Here is a 16,861-nt window from a genome sequence, read left to right as displayed (position 1 = left end):
GTAATTACCTCTAATTAATCATTGTCCCGGGTAAAACCCGGTAAGTTTGCTAACTGTGCAGTGACTGCATTGCCACGGCTTTGTAGCTGGCCAACTAAGGAATCCAGTGCCTGATATTTTGAGTTTAGTGTCTCGCGCAGTGATTCCATGCGCAATGCCAATGACTCTCGGCTTTCTTCGACACGGTCCAAACTTTCATTGATAGAGTCTCGGCGCATTTGCAGTGAGCCGCCGGCACTTACATAACCATCTAGCAGAGTTTCCATGCGCGCTGCTAAGCCATTTTCGCCACCAATGACATTTTGTAATGCCGATGGGTTTTGAGCGAGCACATCCTTGACGTTAGTGACTGGGTTTTCCTGCTGCAGGCGACCTTCGTTGTCTAAACCAAAGCCTAAATCGAACAAAGTTTGCCCTTCGCCAAATGTGCTGGTCAACACATTATTGAGCTGGCTTTTTAGTGTACGAACGGTTGCATCACCCTGCATCATGCTGTCTTCGCCACCAATCTGACTGAGCAAATCAACAGTGCTGTTATAGGCTTTTACAAAGCTGTCTATGGACTTTTGAACACCGGCATCGTCACGTGCTATCGACAACTGCGCCTTTTCCGTACCTTCAGACTCTTTCACTGCCGTAATGGTCGATCCCTGAATAACATCAGCGAAGGTATTGGTGTCGTTGGTAGCCTGAATGCCGTCAATCTCAATAATGGCATCAGTCGCCTGATCATCTGCGGCAATGGCCATGCCCCCAGCACCACCGCCGTTGGCTTGAGTTGAAATAGCATCAAACTCAGCGTTGTCGTTAGTAACGGTTAAGTCATTACCCGCACCAGTGACACTTGAGCGGAAGACTAACTTGGCCTCAGTGCCGGTATTAATAATATCCGCTGTAACGCCAAAGTTATCATCAGATGAGTTGACCGCATTGCGAATATCTTCCAGCGTTGAGCCCGCTTCAATATTTAGCGTAAAGCTCTCATCTCCAGCGCCAAAGGTTAACGAACCTGCATTGGTATTAACCTCATCATCCGCACTGGCAAAAGCACCATCTGCAGACACTGCTCGGCTACCTTTTGCTAGCTGCTGAACAAATATTTCAAAATCACCCGCACTGGCATCCTCAGAGCTTTCAACACTGACAACATCACCAGAATCGGGTTGAGTAACGGACGCTTTCATAGCACTAAATAAGCTACCGTCAGTCAGCTTCTCAGCACTTTCCTGGAGCTTTGATAATGCCGAACGCATTTCACCAACAGCCGATAGCTCCACTGTTAAGCGGCCTTCCTGTTGGTCCAAGCGGTTTTTCTTAGGAACACGCTCGGCCTGTAATGTCGCATCGATGAGGCCCTGCAGGTCTAAACCTGAACGCGCACCCGTTGATGAAATTAATGGCATATCAACACCTCACTTAAATCTGGTTGTCGAATAAAAATCCCATCCGACTGTTCTCGTTATCGGCCATTTCTTCAATAGCTTTAGATAACTTCACAACCAATTCTGACGGAATTTGACGAATCATTTCACCGTTGTCTGTATCAATCACCTTAACCACCGGTGGCTCGTCTCTTTCATCGAATACAAACTGCAAACTGGTATTCCGAATAGTCGATGACTGATTCATTTCCTCTACCGTGTCTGCAATACTCTCACTACTTGCCTGCTTTTCCACTTTATCAGCGGTGCGTTCCTGAACTTGGCTGACCGCGTCCATGACCTTTTGGTCCTGCGGCCGCTCCGCCTTGTTCGGTGAACCACCCGCTGCACTACTTAAGGGACTTAACGCGCGGCTTTCAACTGACATGTCTGCCATAATACTCACCTTTTCCTTAGTTACTGTGCAGTTTAGCACTAAAACAATTATCCATGTATGTTATCGGTAAGCTCTGCTGAAAACTTTAGCGTTTAATTGAAGTTTTTTTAAGCGGTATCGATTTTATTGTTAAGTTACTGAATTACAGGTATAAAAAAACCGGAGCCAAAGCCCCGGTTTTTAGTAACGGTTAAGTTAGTTGAGCAATTAGCCCAGTAACTGCAGTGCCGCCTGTGGACGCTGGTTCGCCTGCGCCAGGATAGTCTGTGAAGCCTGCTGCAGGATCTGAGCCTGAGTCAGTTTCGCAGTTTCTGCCGCAAAGTCAGCATCTTTGATTCGAGACTTAGCACCTTCCAGGTTTTCAGCGATGTTCGACTGGTTACGAATTGTCGCCTGGAAGCGGTTTTGGACTGCACCTAAGTCTGCACGCTGTGAATCGATTGCAGCTATTGCTCCATCAATGATGCTAATCGCATCCTGAGAACCGCTAGCCGTGGTGATATCGATTTCAGAAGCAGAGCTCAATTCACTCGCAGTTGTAGCACCAAACAGTTCTGCAGTGACTCCAGCAGTAACATCTGATATATCAAATTCGCCACTAGATGATAGTGAGATTCGTGAGAAAGCAGATGCAGCTTCATTACCAGTAGTGCCCGAGTCGGCAGTAACTGTTGTTCCAGCGTTTCCGTCTTCATCCAAATTGGTAAAATCTACAGTGGAACCAGCCGACAACTCAATACCAATATTATCAACACCTCGGGCTTCAATATCAATCGTTTCTCCATCAACTGTTGCAGAATAACCCAGCTTGCCTATTTCCTCTGCTAGTTTATCAGCATCACCACCGAACTTAGCCAAAGAAATCTCATCGTCACCGATTTTCAAAGTGCCTTCGACGTCAGCAGCAATATCTCCCAAGCGGACAGAAGCTACAGCTTCAGCTCTAACACCCGTGCCTGCATCGTTAATGCTATCGACTACCGCTGTTGGCGTACTTGTAGCTGTTACAGTGATGTCTTTTGTTGCTGTTGGTCCTGAAATTTTGAAATCACCAGGCGTAGACCCTGTGGGGGCTGCCGGGACAGTACCAGATAGTGCAGCTGCTCCACCAAAAACAGTGCCGGTATCATCAATTTTTTCAACACCGATTTTGTTTGCTGACACGTCACCGATTGTCACATTAATTGTTTCATTCGCATTTGCGCCAATTTGGAAAGCCTTCGACCCGAAGTCACCATTAAGTAATTTGTCGCCACCGAATGTCGTACTTTCTGCGATTCGAGTCAATTCAGCTTGAAGACTTGAAACTTCTTTCTGAAGCGCAGCTCGGTCTTCTGCTGAGTTAGAACCGTTAGCTGACTGAATAGACAACGTACGCATACGCTGCAAGATGTTGGTTGACTCGTCCAACGCACCCTCTGCAGTTTGCGCTAAAGAAATCGCGTCATTCGCGTTACGGTTACCTTGGTTCAAACCATTGATTTGAGAACCCAAACGGTTCGAGATTTGTAAGCCTGCAGCATCGTCTGCAGCGCTGTTGATACGGAAGCCTGACGACAAACGTTGAAATGCTTGGTCAAGCGAGTTACCTGAGCCCATCAGCTGACGCTGTGCGTTCAGTGAGCTGACGTTAGTGTTTACATATAGTGCCATGGTATTGCTCCTCAGTTTCTAGCCTAAGCTTGGATTCAATCGTTGTTGCCAAGCCGGAGGAAGTGTTCGGCTTCGTGTTTCGCCTGGTTAAATTTTCCTCTCACAAAGGATATCGGCAGGGTTTTGGGGAGCTTTAGAATTTTTTTGAAAAAATTTGAAGTTTTTTTAATTGGTGTGAGTTCTGGCGTACACGATGGGGTGCATCTCACCTGACGCAATAGCGTCAGGCTACATCACACATTATAAGTAATCGAACAGACTCAAACGGCTGATACGAGTAAACACTTGCTGAGCGGCTGAGTAAATTGTTTCATTTTTTACCAAATCGGTTACGGCTTCTGAATAGTCCACATCGGATATATCCGCACGTGCCTTTTTATTCACTATTTCAATATCAGCGTTGCTCAGTTTTGCGTTATCCATAACGTTTAAACGCGCACCGACAGACGCCTGGGTATCCGTCAAATCACTAATCACCGTATTAAAATCATCCAACGCAAAACCAATTTCGCTTTCATGGAAGCCTTTACTGTCTGGACCCGATGCCTCCAACGCATCAGCTAAATCCCCAATTTGAGTCAGCAGGTTACGGGAGACTGGCTCGCCTATACTGTAGCTAAAAGAATCTCCCGCTGCTGGTAAGTTGTCAGGATTAAGCTCCAGTGCCATACCGTTGTATTCAACCTTACCTTCATTCACTGTGCCGGTCACTACCGGATTTACACCATCATCAATTTCATAAGTGTCAGGCCCGGTAAAATTAACCGTAAAATCGGTCGGGTCACCAGCATCGAGGCGCGCTTCAGTATCCGCAATTAACGCGTTTCTGTCGGTAACTTCTACTTTTTCAATAAAGTTGTTTCCGCCCGTTAGCTCAAAGTCCACCCGCTTAGACACATTTGAAAACGCGCGGCTACCCGGATCGTTAGCGGGCAGGTATAAGGTCGGTGACAACTGAATTGTACGCTGCCCCTGGTCGCCTACATATTGATACGACTGGGTGGCATCATCAAATTCCATCGGCTGGGTACGGTTTTGGTACCCGGCAAAAATATACTCGCCCGACTCATCTTGCGCATTGGTTAAATCAAAGATCGAGGTTTCAATATTTCGTAGCTCTGACGCTATGGCTTTACGGTTGGTTTGATCATAACTACCATTCCCCGCTTGCACCGCCAAAGTGCGCGCTTTCTGAATCGCATCAGTAATGCTACTTAATACACTTTCCTCGCGGCGCAGATTATTTTCCAGCGTTACCGAGTTACGTTCAAACTGTTCGTTCTGGCCAATTTTTTCATTCAGTGCCAGTACCTGAGAGTTGCCAATTGGATCATCTGCAGGACTTAGAATTTTGGTTTGCTTAGTCAGCATTTGCTGAATTTTATCCAGCTGATTCTGCGAGGTTTGTAAACTGTCCAGACCACGCTGGAAAAATAAGTTGGTACTTAAGCGCATAATAATTACCTCAGTGAATTCAGCAGCGTGTCAAAAATGGTTTGCGACGTAGTGATAATTCTGGCCGAGGCCGTATAAGCTTGTTGGTACTGAATTAAGTTCGCAGCCTCTTCTTCCAAGTTCACTCCGGCTTGTGAGTCATACAGCGCCTCAGTTTGTGACTTAATAGCTTCAGCCGAGTCGCGTAAGACACGATTTTGGCTCACGCGGCTACCGACATCAGATACCAAACGACCGTAACTTTCGTTAAAAGTCATTGTCGGTTCTGCTTCTTCACCACCCGAACGACGAACCAATTGCTGACGTTGTAAGTCGGCCATAGACTGCCCGTTGCTATTATCGTCAAAACCATTGGTGTTGTATTCAATAAAATACTCATCACCAACGGCGGGCTCACCATTAATATCGACTTCGTAATCCGGATCGGCTAAGCCAGCTTGACCCAAAATACCATTAAGGTCTGTGGTTCCGGCAATGGAATTTATAAGGTTACCGTCTTTATCAAATACATCCAGGTCATAAGCATTGCCGGTCTGTCCCGTCACCTCGATACGCGCAGGAGCAGTGCCTAGCAATGTATTGTTTGTCGTGTCGTAATAATCGTCAGGCGTATTAATAGCCGCTATTTCAATACCGGCCGCGCCTTGGTTATTCATACCATCTTTAACCCGAATAGGGTTTGCTAATGCAATATCTTCCGGGCGGCGAATGGCCAAACTGATTTCTGACGCAGCACTTTCCGCTGGTTTTGCTAAGAACTGGTCACCTGCATTTGCAGCACCAGTCAAATCGAGAGAGATACCCAGCTCAGTAATATCAACCGTCCCCGGTGAGGCCTGAGTAACCGTAATGGTATCGGCACCACTGACAATCGTACCATCACTATTTATCGGTACAATTTCGTATTCATCGGGGTTTCCGGTTTTGGTAATACGTAGATTTTCTGATGGAAACGACTTACTGTCTCCCTCTAAAACGCTCACATTAATTTCGCCGGTACCACCATTGTCAGAATAAGGAATGGCTTCTGACTCGGTTTTTGACAGGTCAAAAATCTTCCGACCCAGCTGGTTATCTAAGTCCATGCCTTTTTGGTTTTGTGTATTCATCGAGTCCGCAATACGTATTGCCAACTGCCCTAAACGCTTTTGCGTTGGCATTAACACTTCGTCCCGGTACTCGAGATAACCACCCACAGAACCACCAACTTCATCCGTTGGCACATAAAACTCACTTGTCTTACCGCCGCCATGCTCTTTTTGAAGCACCATTTCTAAACGCTCGGTATCAGGGTTACTTTTTACCGCTACCGCATTAAATCGACCGTCTTCTAAAACCAATGGCTGTCCGTTTTTTAAGTTGACCGCAACCGCGCCATTTTTCTGCTCAACCGTGCTGAACTGAACCAACTCCGCAAGCTGACGTAATTGTTCATCGCGTTTATTCAGTAAAGCGTTGATATCGCCGTTGTCACTGTTCTTCCCATTAGACGACTGAATTTTTGAGTTCAGTTCAGCAAGGTTTTCTGAAATTGAATTAATGCGATCGGTCGATAAGGTCAGACGGTCGTTAATAATACTTTTTTGTTGGTCGAGGTACTGGGAAAAGTCATTAAATTTGGTCACCATGGCGTCGGCTTCAGCCAATACCAGTTGGCGCGCAGTCACTGAACCAGGATCATTATTAGCATCTTGCAACGTGTTAAAGAAGCTCTCTACAGAAGAAGCAACGTTCGTCGTGCTATCGCCCAGCAAAGTATCGAGCTGCTCAGCTTGCTCCAGATTCGCTTCATAGTAACTGACTTTAGAAATGTCCGTTCGCAGCTGCCGGTTTGCGAACTGATCAATCATGCGTTCGACACGAACGCGCTCTAAACCTCCGAACTGACTTTCAAAGTACTCGGTACGCTCGCGAACATAACTCGGTGTGTTCGTATTATTAATATTCTGGCCGGTCACTTGCAGGCTTTGCTGGTGCGCCAATATGCCGTTTTTCCCGATATTTAATAAGTCAAAACTCATCGATGATTCTCCAGTTACTCTATGACCGTTATCGGCACCGAGCGAATATTATTTAGCCAACACGGCAATTTTTTGCCGCCTACTGCCTTGCTAAATCTCGTTATCTGCAAAAGCCGGATTGTTTAACACCGACTGAATCTTTTGTGCGTATTGCGGATCGGTCGCGTAACCGGCGTCCTGCAGTGCTTGCGTATACTGCTTCGGATCATCAGCGACTTTTAGTGCCTGCTGGTAACGCGGATGTTCTTTTATAAAGTTTACGTAGTCTTGCAAGCTCTGTTCCACATTGGCGTAGGAACGAAACGCTGCGCGCTCTTTGCGGGCGACTTCACCGTCAAACTCTAGGGTGCTGACATGAGACTTATCGCCGTCCCAGCGCGTATCCGCTTTAATGTTGAACAAGTTGTTACTGGAACCGCCGTGACGCCCTGGTACCAAACGCTTGCCCCAGCCGGTTTCCAGTGCCGCCTGCGCCATCAGAACATCCGGATTTAAACCGGCTTCTTTGGCGATTCTCTCGGCATGAGGCTTTAGCGCAGCAATAAAGCTTTGCGGAGAGTTAAAGGTGGCATCACCATCGCTCAGCTTGGCGGTATTCACTCGCTGATTCCCGTAATACAGGCCGGCATCAATGCCCCCCTGATCACTGACTTTCTGCGAGGCGCTGTTCATGTCCGCGCGGTTCTTCATGCGTGGGTCATCAAGGTTCGCGCCATTGCGGTTCATTGACGCAGGAACATAACTGTCGTCACCGCCTAACTGCTTTACCATCAACTCAGCCAAGCCCAGGGTTCCCTGGCTGGACAGTTCTGAAGTCAGCTGCTGGTCATACATATCGCGGTACATATTGGTGTAACGGTTATCCAACAAGTTGTCTTTTTCAAACACGGCGTTGGCCTTTCGCATACTGCCCATCACCATATTCAGAAATATGGCTTCAAACTGCTGCGCGGCTTCCATCAAGGCTTCTTTGTCATCGGGCTTGAACGCACGCTTCCGCAGCCCGTCCAGGCTGTGGGTGTCCATGGCGTGCTGCGCTTGCTTTAGATGAGAGTCTGAAACCGTCATAGTTTAAACCGCCGCTAGATTACAATGAGCTCGCCAGATAACGCACCGGCTTGTTTCAATGCTTCCAGGACAGCAATCATGTCGCTGGGAGCAGCCCCAATTTGATTCACTGCGCGAACCAAATCATTCAGCGTGGTTCCAGGCTCGAAAACAAACATACGGGCATCATCCTGATTGACGTCAATTATCGACTGGGGTGTAACAACAGTCTCTCCCTGACCAAAGGGGTTTGGCTGATCCACATTCACGTTCTCGGCAATGGTCACTTGCATGTTACCGTGTGCAACGGCTGCCGGGCGCAGTTCAACATTCTGACCAACCACAATAGTTCCGGTACGCGAGTTAACAATAATTTTCGCGGCCGCCGAGGCTTGTTGTACTTCCAGGTTTTCCAGTGTCGACATATAGCTAACCCGCTGATTCATATCTCGAGGCGCTCTTACCCGAACAGAAGTTGCGTCTACCGCCTGTGCTGTGCCTTCACCAACTAAGCCATTAATGGTTTCTGCCATACGCTTGGCTGTCGTAAAGTCTGACTGGTGCAGGTTAAAGGTAAAGTAATCGGAAGAGCCAAAACCGGACAGAACCTCACGCTCAACGACGCCACCATTCGGAATTCGACCGACCGTCGGCGTGTTAATAACAATACGGGAACCATCATTACCTTCGGCGCCTAAGCCGCCCACAATTAGGCTGCCCTGCGCAACCGCATAAACTTCACCATTGGCACCTTTCAAAAAAGTTTGTAACAAAGTACCGCCGGTCAAACTGTCTGCGCTACCTACAGAAGACACGGTGACATCAATTTTTTGACCGGGTTTTGCGAAGGCAGGCAGATCCGCATGTACAGCAACGGCCGCCACATTATCAATTTTGGGTCGTTCATTAGCTGGAATATTAATGCCGAAATTACCCAGCATGGTGCGGAATGTCTGATCGGTAAACGGCGTCTGTTCACCCGTTCCCGGTAAACCGACTACCAGACCATAACCAATAAGTTGGTTGTCACGAATGCCCTGAACCGACGCAATATCTTTTATGCGTGAAGCCTGTACCGGAGCAACCAACATTGACATCAGGCTGACCAAAAGTGCAATGAATTTAACCGTTCTCATGCCTTACTCCTTAGAATGGCCATACTGGGCTGTTGAAGAACCGAGTTAACCAACCCTGCTCCTGAACTTGCGCCAGACTGCCTGTACCCGAGTACTCTATGCGCGCATTCGCCACGCGAGTGGATGGGATCTGGTTAGCGGCTGTAATATCCTGAGGCCGGATCATACCGGTTAAACGAATGTACTCGTCGCCGGTATTAATTCGCATCCACTTTTCACCCCGAACAATTAAATTACCGTTTGGCAGTACTTTGATAACCGTAACGGTAATCTCACCGTTAAGCTGATTACTCTGATCAGAGCTTCCGTCACCGCTGAAGTTTCTGGTGCCATTTACGCCAGCCGATAAAGGATTACCGCCAACGGTAATATCACGCCCAAACATCGTTGGTGCGCCGAGTTCTGCCGAACTCTCTTTTGAGGTTTCAGTGGTTGCCGTTTTGCTGGCCGTTGTCTGTTCCTGTAGCGTCACAGTAATAATGTCGCCTAACCGCCGCGCTTTAATATCGGAATACAGGTTGTCTGCGTAAGCGTCCTGAAATAGAGAGCCTGTTGGTACAACGGGCTGGGCACGCTCTTCCGGTAATACGGGTGCGTAATATGGGTCATTTGGCATCGGTTTATGTGGCGTTTGCGCACACCCCGCCATGACCAACGCTGTTAAAGTAAAAAGTAAAAAACGCATAGACTCACCCGCTATTTATTCAATTAAAGCTGCTGATTCACATAGCTCAACATCTGGTCTACAGAAGAAATCACTTTTGAATTCATCTCGTAACCCCGTTGACTTTCAATCAGATTCACCAGCTCTTCAGTTACATTCACATTTGAGGTTTCCAGCGCGCCCTGAATGGTATTCCCCATTCCGTCAACACCGGGAACGGCTTCTAAAGGCGCACCACTTACGGCTGTCTCTTTATATAAATTCTGACCCATAGGTTGTAAGCCAGCCGGGTTAATAAAGTTAACCAGGTTAAGCTGCCCGACAACAACATTGTCCGGGTTGCCCGGTTGAGTAACCGTTACTTCACCTTCTTGCGAAATACTGACCGACATCGCGTCTTCAGGAATCTGGATAGCCGGCTCTATGGTGTAGCCGTTACCCGAAGTCACCATTTCACCTTCTTCATTTAAAGAAAACTGACCGTTACGGGTGTAAGAAATGTTTCCATCCGGCATCAACACCTGAAAGAAACCTTTACCGTCAATCATCACATCCAGTGAGTTGTCCGTTGTCTGAACATTACCCTGGGTATGCGCCTTTTGCGTCGCAACCACTTTGGTACCGGCGCCAAGCATCAAACCATTAGGTAGCTCAGTGTCCTGTGCGGACTGACCGCCTGGCTGATTAATGTTTTGGTACAGCAAATCTTCGAACACCGCCCGGCTTTTCTTAAAGCCAATCGTGCTGGAGTTTGCCAGGTTGTTGGAAATGACTGAAATATCGCGTTGCTGCGCATCCAGTCCGGTTTTACTTATCCATAATGCTGGGTTCATAGTGTTTCTCCTCGGGCTACGATTAGCTCATTCTCATCAGCGATTCAGAGCGCTGTGCGTTCTCATCGGCCGTCTTCATTAATTTGACGTTCATTTCATACTGGCGCTGCAGTGCAATCATATGTGTCATTTCTTCGACACTATTGACATTGCTCCCTTCAAGAGCGCCAATTTCCAGTTTCACGTTGGCATCAGCAAAAGCTTGTTGCCCGTCTTTTAGCTTAAACAGACCATCATTACCTTTTTCTATGTTGCCGTTTGGTGGGTTCACCAGCTTAATCCGGTCAACCACCTCCATAGCATCCGCCGGAGCGCCCATAGGGCGTATGGATACATTGCCATTGGAACCGATAACCAGATTATCAATTGGCATGGGCACAAAAATGGGGCCGTTGTCGCCTAACACCGTTTGCCCATTGGAGTTTTTCAACATGCCATCGGTGCCAACTTCCAGACTGCCATTTCGGGTATAACGCTCATTGCCGTTACCGTCGTCGACCGCAATCCAGCCCTGGTCTTTAATCGCAACATCCATGTTACGTCCGGTCGCCTGTATTGCCCCACTGGCAAAGTTTTGCCCCGGGCTTTCTGTCATCGAAAAGACCCGTGTTGGCAAACCTTCGCCAAAAGCCTGCATAGCTCGAGCTTGTTGTAAGTCGGCTTTGAAGCCTGTGGTATTGGCGTTAGCTAAGTTATTGGCGCGTACGGCAACGGAGTTCATATTCTCCTTTGCGCCGCTCATCGCTACCCATAGCATCTTGTCCATAGCTGACCTCCAGCCAAAATTTTGTCATATGCGTTTGATAATGCAGATTTCATGCCAGAAACAAAAAAAGACGCCCGAAGGCGTCTTTTGTTTTATATTTTATTGCTAATTCAATTATCGAATCTGTAAAATAGTCTGGTTAATGGTGTTATTCACTTCCAGCGAGCGCGAGTTCGCCTGGAAGTTACGTTGTGCGGTAATTAAGTCCACCAGCTCTTTCGTCAGGTTAACGTTGGAGTTTTCTAACGCTGATGACTCAATACCACCAAAAGTCCCGGTATTTGCTTCACCAGAAAGCGGCTCGCCAGAGTCAATACTTTCACGCCACTTGGTACCGCCAATTTGCGTTAAGCCCTGCTCATTGGCAAAGCGAACAATAGCAACCTGGCCTAAGTATTGAACATCACCATTTGAGTAGGTTGCCGCAATAAGACCTGACTTGTCGATATCAACGTTAGTCAGACGGCCTACGGTGCTACCGTCCTGATCCAAAGAAGTTACTTCAAAATCTGACGCAAACTGAGTCGGCGTTGTGGTTCCTGTTAAATCCTGAAAGTTAAACTGGATAGTTTGCGCATCAGCACCATTATTCAGGTACGGGTCGCCATCAACGTTGTTGCCTGACAAGTCGATTGAGCCTGGGTCAAAAGTATTCTGGCCTGCCGCGACATCCGGATCACCACTGCCTAAAAACTCTACTCGTAAACCGGCATAACCATTGACCGACGCATCCGGCGAGGCTGTTGCTGTGCCTGTAGGAGTCATGTCAATTTCGTCACCATCAAAAGTCGCGTAGACATCCCACTGGTTATTATCGCGCTTCACATAATAAGTAGACAACGTATGCGATTCACCTAATGAATCATAAACGGTAGCCGATGTAGAACTTTGGTAAGTACTTGGTGTTTCCGGATCAAACGGATTCGCTGCGCCATCAATTGGCGAACGACGCGCATCGACGTTAAATGCGGTAAATACATTATCAGTGCTTTGCGGCGCACCGGCGACATCAGGAATACGAATTGGCTGAGTGGTTGCCAAAGCAACTGAGGAGTTAGTGCCGCTATTACGGTCAACCTGATACCCTTGCAAATAGTTACCCTGGTTATCCACAATAAACTTATCGTCGTTCAGTTTGAACGCTCCTGAGCGCGTGTAAGTCATATCGCGAGAGCCTAAACCGTCTGTAGTGGCAAAGAAGCCGTTGCCTGAAATCGCCATATCCAGCGAGTTTTCCGTGAACTCTAATGTGCCCTGACTAAACTGCTGAGCCACTGATGACGTCAAAACACCGTCACCCACTTTCGTATTACCGGCGTTGAAAATACTGGTCGCATAAACGTCAGCGAATTCCGCACGCGACTGTTTAAAGCCGGACGTTTTTACGTTTGAAATATTATTAGCGGTTACATCTAGATCTTTCTGAGATGCGTTGATACCGCTGAGTGCAATTTTAAATGACATAGGTCACCTCACCTGTTAACTAATTTCAGAGACATCGGAAAGCGTGATGCCACCTAATCCTTTAAGATTCAGAACAACGCCACGTTCACCGCCAGTACTGACGCTCTGAACACGCGCATGCATTTGTAATGGAAGCTCTTCGGTTTGTCCGCCAACGGTCGCATTCACTGAGAATGTATAATTACCGGCCGGCGCTTGTTCGCCCGTTGTCGTGGTTCCATCCCATTCAAACTCCTTGGTTCCCTGGGGCATATCACCAATGTCGATGGTTTTCACCGTGGCACCGGTTGAATCTTTAATACTGATTTTTACGTTTTGTGCCGTTTGCGGCGTGGCTATCATGCCGGAAACCCCCACACCGGCTTCCAGGTTTGCCTTATCGGTCGGCACCAATACCTTGCGACCCACCATCGTCGAGGCTTGTAACGCCTGATTCGAGGTCATGTCAGTGGCAAACTGATCAAAACGCTCCGATAGCCCAGTGATGCCTTCTGCCATCGTAAAACTGGTCATTTGAGCGATCATCTGATCATTCTCAACTGGCTTAGACGGGTCCTGCATATTCAGCTGTTCAGTGAGCAGTCTGAAAAAGTCTTCTTGCTGCAGCTTTCCCTGCTCGTCTGGATCTGCATATCTGGCATCGTCTTCTTTTTTCCACTTCATGCCGTCGATGTAGGAATTATTGCTTACGCCTTCCATTTGTTATCTCCTGCTTTACCCTTGACCTAAGCGCAACAAACGCTGTGTCATTGTTTTGGCAGTGTCCGCTACCTGCACGTTTGTCTGATAGGAACGCGAAGCCGAAATCATGTTGGCCATTTCTTCCATAGTGTTAACGTTCGGCTTATAGATGTAGCCATTTTCGTCAGCCATAGGATGATTTGGAGCATATTCAATTTGTAGTGGGTCCTGGCTTTCAACGATTCCCAAAACCTTAACGCCGGCGGCCTGTCCTGCCTGAGTCTGATTAGTCAGACTGTTACCTTTATAATCCCCTCTGGCATCCGCTAAAGCCGTTGCGAAAACCGGGTTTCTCGCTCGGTAGGTTTCATCAATACTGCTACTTACCGAGTTGGCATTGGCCAGGTTACTTGCCGTTGTGTTCAGTCTTACTGACTGCGCACTCATGGCAGAACCGGTCACATTAAAAATATTAAACAGACTCATGACTTATTATCTCCCTTGTCCGCCCAAGGCTTTCTTCACGCCACTAATACGGCCGTCGAGAAAGTTCATGGTCATTTCATATTCCAGTGCATTTTGTGCATACAAGTTTTGTTCCAACTGCACATCAACGGTATTACCGTCACCGGTATCCGGCTGTGATGGAACTCGGAACTTTTCTGTACCCTGAGGTTTTATCTCAACGCTGAAGTGTTTTTCGTGGGTGCGTGCCATTTTATGGTTTTCCATACCACGCTGCGCTTGTTGCAACGCTTGCTGGAAGTCCAGACCTTTCGCTTTGTAGCCCGGGGTGTCGGCATTGGCGATATTATTGGCAATAAGCTCCGCTCGCTGAGTACGTATACCCAGCGTGTGTTGCTGTATTCCCATCAGTTTATCCATGGAAAGTGCCATATTTTTGTCTCCACAGTGTTCGATGGTGAAGACAATGCAGGAAGCGTGCCAGTTTAATTACGAGAGGTTTCTAACAGGTACTCTCTGCGGAAGGTTATTTTCTTCTGTAAATAATGCCGGGCTGGCAGCGGATCATTTCAAAATCGTCGGTGAGTCCGGAAATAGACTCTGAGGCACCCAGGAAAAGATAGCCACCGGGGTTTAGTGATTGCCGGAATTGGGCAATAATTTTCCGCTTTACTTCCGGGGCAAAGTAAATAAGGACATTGCGGCAAAAAATTACGTCAAATTTACCCAACAAAGAATAGCTGTCCAATAAGTTCAGATGGCGAAAGTGAATGAATTGCTTAAGTTCATCTTTTATTTTCATAGAACCAGGCTTACTTGCGGCGTCGGTGAAAAACTTTTTACGTCGCTCTGCTGACAAGCCGCGGGCCAAAGCAAGGCTGTCATATTCTCCGATGCCACACTGCTCCAGAACCTTATTCGAAATATCCGTAGCCGTTACCTTTATTCCGGCACGCAATGCGCCGGGACTTTTTGCTTTATATTCTAAATACGTCATCGCAATAGAATACGGCTCTTGTCCTGATGAACAGGCAGCCGACCATATTTTTAAAGGTCCGGAATGATTTTTATATTCGGGGAAGATTCGATTACTCAAAATTTCGAACGGATAAGTGTCACGGAACCACAAAGTCTCGTTGGTGGTCATTGCGTCAATTACCGCAGCACGTAAAGCGCGTTCACTAATTTTCATTGAACGTTTTACCAGCTCAGCTAAAGAGTCGACATTAAAACGCCCCATCAAAGGACCTAAACGACTCTTCACCAGGTAGAGTTTGCTCTCACCCAGCACAATTCCGCACTGATGCTCCAGAAACTGACGAAATTCCTGATATTCCGATAAACTTAATTCGCGATTCAACACGTTATATAAACTGCTTCCATTTCGGTTCTTGTTTCGTAGCCGGGTCGGCTCCGTAGCCTGACGTTTACGTCAGGGCCGATATCTCACCTGACGTAAACGTCATATATGGTCCCCTCCCGTTTTGCAACGGCAACTCGTGGTAAATGTCGGGGCGCTCGCATATATACGGCCTGTTTATGGTGCGCTTTGCGCACCTGGCCTGGATGAACTCCGCACGGCATCTGGCTTATCAGGCTAACGTACTTATATGTACAGACGTTATCCAGTCTCAGTTGCCGTCGGTTTACCCTTTTTTACCATCCTGTTGACGTTTGCAACTCCCGGAAGGAATGAGCCTTCGCTTTGCTCTTTTACTGAACGCTGTTGCTTTTAAGCAGCAGTCATTCGGTAATCTTCTTTATTCTTTAACATCGCCCAGATTATCCGGGCGTGTTTGTTGGCCAGTGCCACTGCCGCAACGTTGTTGCCCCGGCGTTTAGCGACATCCTGTGCCCAGAGGCTCAGCCTGTCCTGACGTTTCTGCGCGACTCGCAGCGCTGAGCGGGCACCGTGCACCAGCAGTGTCCTCAGCTTGGTATTGCCTTTTTTGGTAATACCACCTAAACGGTCTTTGCCGCCGCTGCTGTTTTGCCGTGGTACCAGCCCCAGATATTCCGACAGGTTACGGCCCCGCTTAAATTCATTCACATCGCCTATCAGAGCCAACAACGATGTTGCTGTTATCGGGCCGATGCCCGGTATCGTCATCAGCCTGCGGCTGTCTTCGTTGTTATCAGCCTGTGCCGCTAAGCGCTTATCCAGTGCTTTAACCTCTTCGTCCACCGTGCGAAGCATTTGATACAGGCGGTTTATTAAGTCCCGGGACTGAAGCGTCAGCGCATTGCTGTCGTCTTCCAGTATCTCCGGCACTCTCTGCAGTATGGTACTCACCCGCTTGGGTAAAATAATGCCGTACTCAGCCAACTGACCTCTTAGTCGGTTCGAGAACTGCGTTCTCGTCTGCACGAAGCCTTCTCGCTGGTTGACCATCAGCGCTAAATCCTGCTGCTCAATGCTTTTCAGCCTTACCGTCTGACGGTTAGGCCGTGATGCTGCCTCGGCTATCGCCCGGGCGTCATTTGCATCGTTCTTCTCACCCTGCAAATACGCTTTGACGAAGCGTGGTGGCAGAGCCACCGTTTTATAACCCAGTTTTTCACATTCGCGGCGCCAGTAATGACTCATGCCGCAGGACTCAACCGCTACTTCACAGTCATCCGTACGGCTCAGCGTCGCCAGCTTCGCTAACACCTTGTTGCTGCGCAGCTTTTTATTAAACACTTCCTGCTCATTTTCATCCAGCGCCAAAACCTGAATAAAATCCTTTGCCAAATCCAGGGCAATTCTGTTTACAATAGCCATTGGTCCTCTCCACTCTGTTCCTATAGAAGCTTGAACCTCTATATTGGCACATTGCGATGCCGTAAGAGGGAGGGGACCATCTCATCAGGCTACA

16 protein-coding genes are annotated in these 16,861 nt (G+C 47.8%); all 16 read right to left on the bottom strand.

The window, feature by feature from the left end:
• Window positions 1-14: 14 nt before the first annotated feature.
• The 16 genes from fliD to BM359_RS00005 all read right to left on the bottom strand — a co-directional run bounded on the left by fliD (window position 15) and on the right by BM359_RS00005 (window position 16,767).
• Window positions 15-1,403 (bottom strand): flagellar filament capping protein FliD, encoded by a 1,389-nt coding sequence (gene fliD / locus BM359_RS00080; RefSeq protein ID WP_054486752.1) that lies wholly within the window; start codon window positions 1,401-1,403, stop codon window positions 15-17.
• A gap of 13 nt (window positions 1,404-1,416) precedes the next feature.
• Window positions 1,417-1,818 (bottom strand): flagellar protein FlaG, encoded by a 402-nt coding sequence (locus tag BM359_RS00075; protein WP_053952963.1) that lies wholly within the window; start codon window positions 1,816-1,818, stop codon window positions 1,417-1,419.
• A 207-nt stretch (window positions 1,819-2,025) separates the two neighbouring features.
• Window positions 2,026-3,471, bottom strand: a complete 1,446-nt coding sequence (locus BM359_RS00070; protein WP_054486749.1) for a flagellin — start codon at window positions 3,469-3,471, stop codon at window positions 2,026-2,028.
• Window positions 3,472-3,711: 240 nt separating this feature from the next.
• The gene (flgL, locus tag BM359_RS00065; protein WP_054486747.1) at window positions 3,712-4,926 is read right to left on the bottom strand and encodes a flagellar hook-associated protein FlgL; all 1,215 of its coding nucleotides are present in this window, start codon (window positions 4,924-4,926) and stop codon (window positions 3,712-3,714) included.
• Window positions 4,927-4,931: 5 nt separating this feature from the next.
• The gene (flgK, locus tag BM359_RS00060; protein ID WP_054486745.1) at window positions 4,932-6,947 is read right to left on the bottom strand and encodes a flagellar hook-associated protein FlgK; all 2,016 of its coding nucleotides are present in this window, start codon (window positions 6,945-6,947) and stop codon (window positions 4,932-4,934) included.
• A 90-nt stretch (window positions 6,948-7,037) separates the two neighbouring features.
• Complete coding sequence (gene flgJ / locus BM359_RS00055) at window positions 7,038-8,015, bottom strand: flagellar assembly peptidoglycan hydrolase FlgJ (protein ID WP_054486743.1); 978 nt, start codon at window positions 8,013-8,015, stop codon at window positions 7,038-7,040.
• Between the two features lie 14 nt (window positions 8,016-8,029).
• Window positions 8,030-9,130 (bottom strand): flagellar basal body P-ring protein FlgI, encoded by a 1,101-nt coding sequence (locus BM359_RS00050; RefSeq protein ID WP_054486741.1) that lies wholly within the window; start codon window positions 9,128-9,130, stop codon window positions 8,030-8,032.
• Between the two features lie 10 nt (window positions 9,131-9,140).
• Complete coding sequence (gene flgH / locus BM359_RS00045; protein ID WP_054486739.1) at window positions 9,141-9,815, bottom strand: flagellar basal body L-ring protein FlgH; 675 nt, start codon at window positions 9,813-9,815, stop codon at window positions 9,141-9,143.
• A 23-nt stretch (window positions 9,816-9,838) separates the two neighbouring features.
• Window positions 9,839-10,627: a flagellar basal-body rod protein FlgG gene (gene flgG, locus BM359_RS00040; protein WP_054486737.1), complete on the bottom strand. Its 789-nt coding sequence runs from the start codon at window positions 10,625-10,627 to the stop codon at window positions 9,839-9,841.
• Between the two features lie 22 nt (window positions 10,628-10,649).
• A complete protein-coding gene (flgF, locus tag BM359_RS00035; protein ID WP_054486735.1) occupies window positions 10,650-11,393 on the bottom strand; it encodes a flagellar basal-body rod protein FlgF in 744 nt (247 codons plus the stop codon).
• A gap of 114 nt (window positions 11,394-11,507) precedes the next feature.
• Entirely contained in the window at window positions 11,508-12,857 is a 1,350-nt protein-coding gene (gene flgE, locus BM359_RS00030; protein ID WP_054486733.1) for a flagellar hook protein FlgE, read from the bottom strand.
• Window positions 12,858-12,872: 15 nt separating this feature from the next.
• Window positions 12,873-13,556, bottom strand: a complete 684-nt coding sequence (locus tag BM359_RS00025; protein WP_054486731.1) for a flagellar hook assembly protein FlgD — start codon at window positions 13,554-13,556, stop codon at window positions 12,873-12,875.
• Between the two features lie 15 nt (window positions 13,557-13,571).
• Complete coding sequence (gene flgC, locus BM359_RS00020) at window positions 13,572-14,024, bottom strand: flagellar basal body rod protein FlgC (RefSeq protein WP_054486729.1); 453 nt, start codon at window positions 14,022-14,024, stop codon at window positions 13,572-13,574.
• A 6-nt stretch (window positions 14,025-14,030) separates the two neighbouring features.
• A complete protein-coding gene (flgB, locus tag BM359_RS00015) occupies window positions 14,031-14,435 on the bottom strand; it encodes a flagellar basal body rod protein FlgB (RefSeq protein ID WP_054486727.1) in 405 nt (134 codons plus the stop codon).
• A gap of 94 nt (window positions 14,436-14,529) precedes the next feature.
• The gene (locus BM359_RS00010; protein ID WP_054486725.1) at window positions 14,530-15,366 is read right to left on the bottom strand and encodes a CheR family methyltransferase; all 837 of its coding nucleotides are present in this window, start codon (window positions 15,364-15,366) and stop codon (window positions 14,530-14,532) included.
• Between the two features lie 369 nt (window positions 15,367-15,735).
• A complete protein-coding gene (locus BM359_RS00005) occupies window positions 15,736-16,767 on the bottom strand; it encodes an IS110 family RNA-guided transposase (RefSeq protein WP_074930731.1) in 1,032 nt (343 codons plus the stop codon).
• Between the last annotated feature and the right edge of the window lie 94 nt (window positions 16,768-16,861).

Origin of the sequence: Idiomarina abyssalis, from assembly GCF_900116625.1 — a bacterium.
Classification (GTDB): Bacteria; Pseudomonadota; Gammaproteobacteria; order Enterobacterales; family Alteromonadaceae; genus Idiomarina; species Idiomarina abyssalis.
This window is presented reverse-complemented; position numbering and strand designations above follow the sequence as displayed.

Excerpts from the sequence above, each read along its gene's own strand:
- flgJ (WP_054486743.1), bottom strand. The coding sequence starts at position 8,015 with ATGACGGTTTCAGACTCTCATCTAAAGCAAGCGCAGCACGCCATGGAC.
- BM359_RS00025 (WP_054486731.1), bottom strand. The coding sequence starts at position 13,556 with ATGGAAGGCGTAAGCAATAATTCCTACATCGACGGCATGAAGTGGAAA.
- flgH (WP_054486739.1), bottom strand. The coding sequence starts at position 9,815 with ATGCGTTTTTTACTTTTTACTTTAACAGCGTTGGTCATGGCGGGGTGT.
- flgK (WP_054486745.1), bottom strand. The coding sequence starts at position 6,947 with ATGAGTTTTGACTTATTAAATATCGGGAAAAACGGCATATTGGCGCAC.
- flgC (WP_054486729.1), bottom strand. The coding sequence starts at position 14,024 with ATGAGTCTGTTTAATATTTTTAATGTGACCGGTTCTGCCATGAGTGCG.
- BM359_RS00070 (WP_054486749.1), bottom strand. The coding sequence starts at position 3,471 with ATGGCACTATATGTAAACACTAACGTCAGCTCACTGAACGCACAGCGT.
- flgG (WP_054486737.1), bottom strand. The coding sequence starts at position 10,627 with ATGAACCCAGCATTATGGATAAGTAAAACCGGACTGGATGCGCAGCAA.
- BM359_RS00075 (WP_053952963.1), bottom strand. The coding sequence starts at position 1,818 with ATGGCAGACATGTCAGTTGAAAGCCGCGCGTTAAGTCCCTTAAGTAGT.
- flgL (WP_054486747.1), bottom strand. The coding sequence starts at position 4,926 with ATGCGCTTAAGTACCAACTTATTTTTCCAGCGTGGTCTGGACAGTTTA.
- flgF (WP_054486735.1), bottom strand. The coding sequence starts at position 11,393 with ATGGACAAGATGCTATGGGTAGCGATGAGCGGCGCAAAGGAGAATATG.
- flgB (WP_054486727.1), bottom strand. The coding sequence starts at position 14,435 with ATGGCACTTTCCATGGATAAACTGATGGGAATACAGCAACACACGCTG.
- fliD (WP_054486752.1), bottom strand. The coding sequence starts at position 1,403 with ATGCCATTAATTTCATCAACGGGTGCGCGTTCAGGTTTAGACCTGCAG.
- BM359_RS00005 (WP_074930731.1), bottom strand. The coding sequence starts at position 16,767 with ATGGCTATTGTAAACAGAATTGCCCTGGATTTGGCAAAGGATTTTATT.
- BM359_RS00050 (WP_054486741.1), bottom strand. The coding sequence starts at position 9,130 with ATGAGAACGGTTAAATTCATTGCACTTTTGGTCAGCCTGATGTCAATG.
- flgE (WP_054486733.1), bottom strand. The coding sequence starts at position 12,857 with ATGTCATTTAAAATTGCACTCAGCGGTATCAACGCATCTCAGAAAGAT.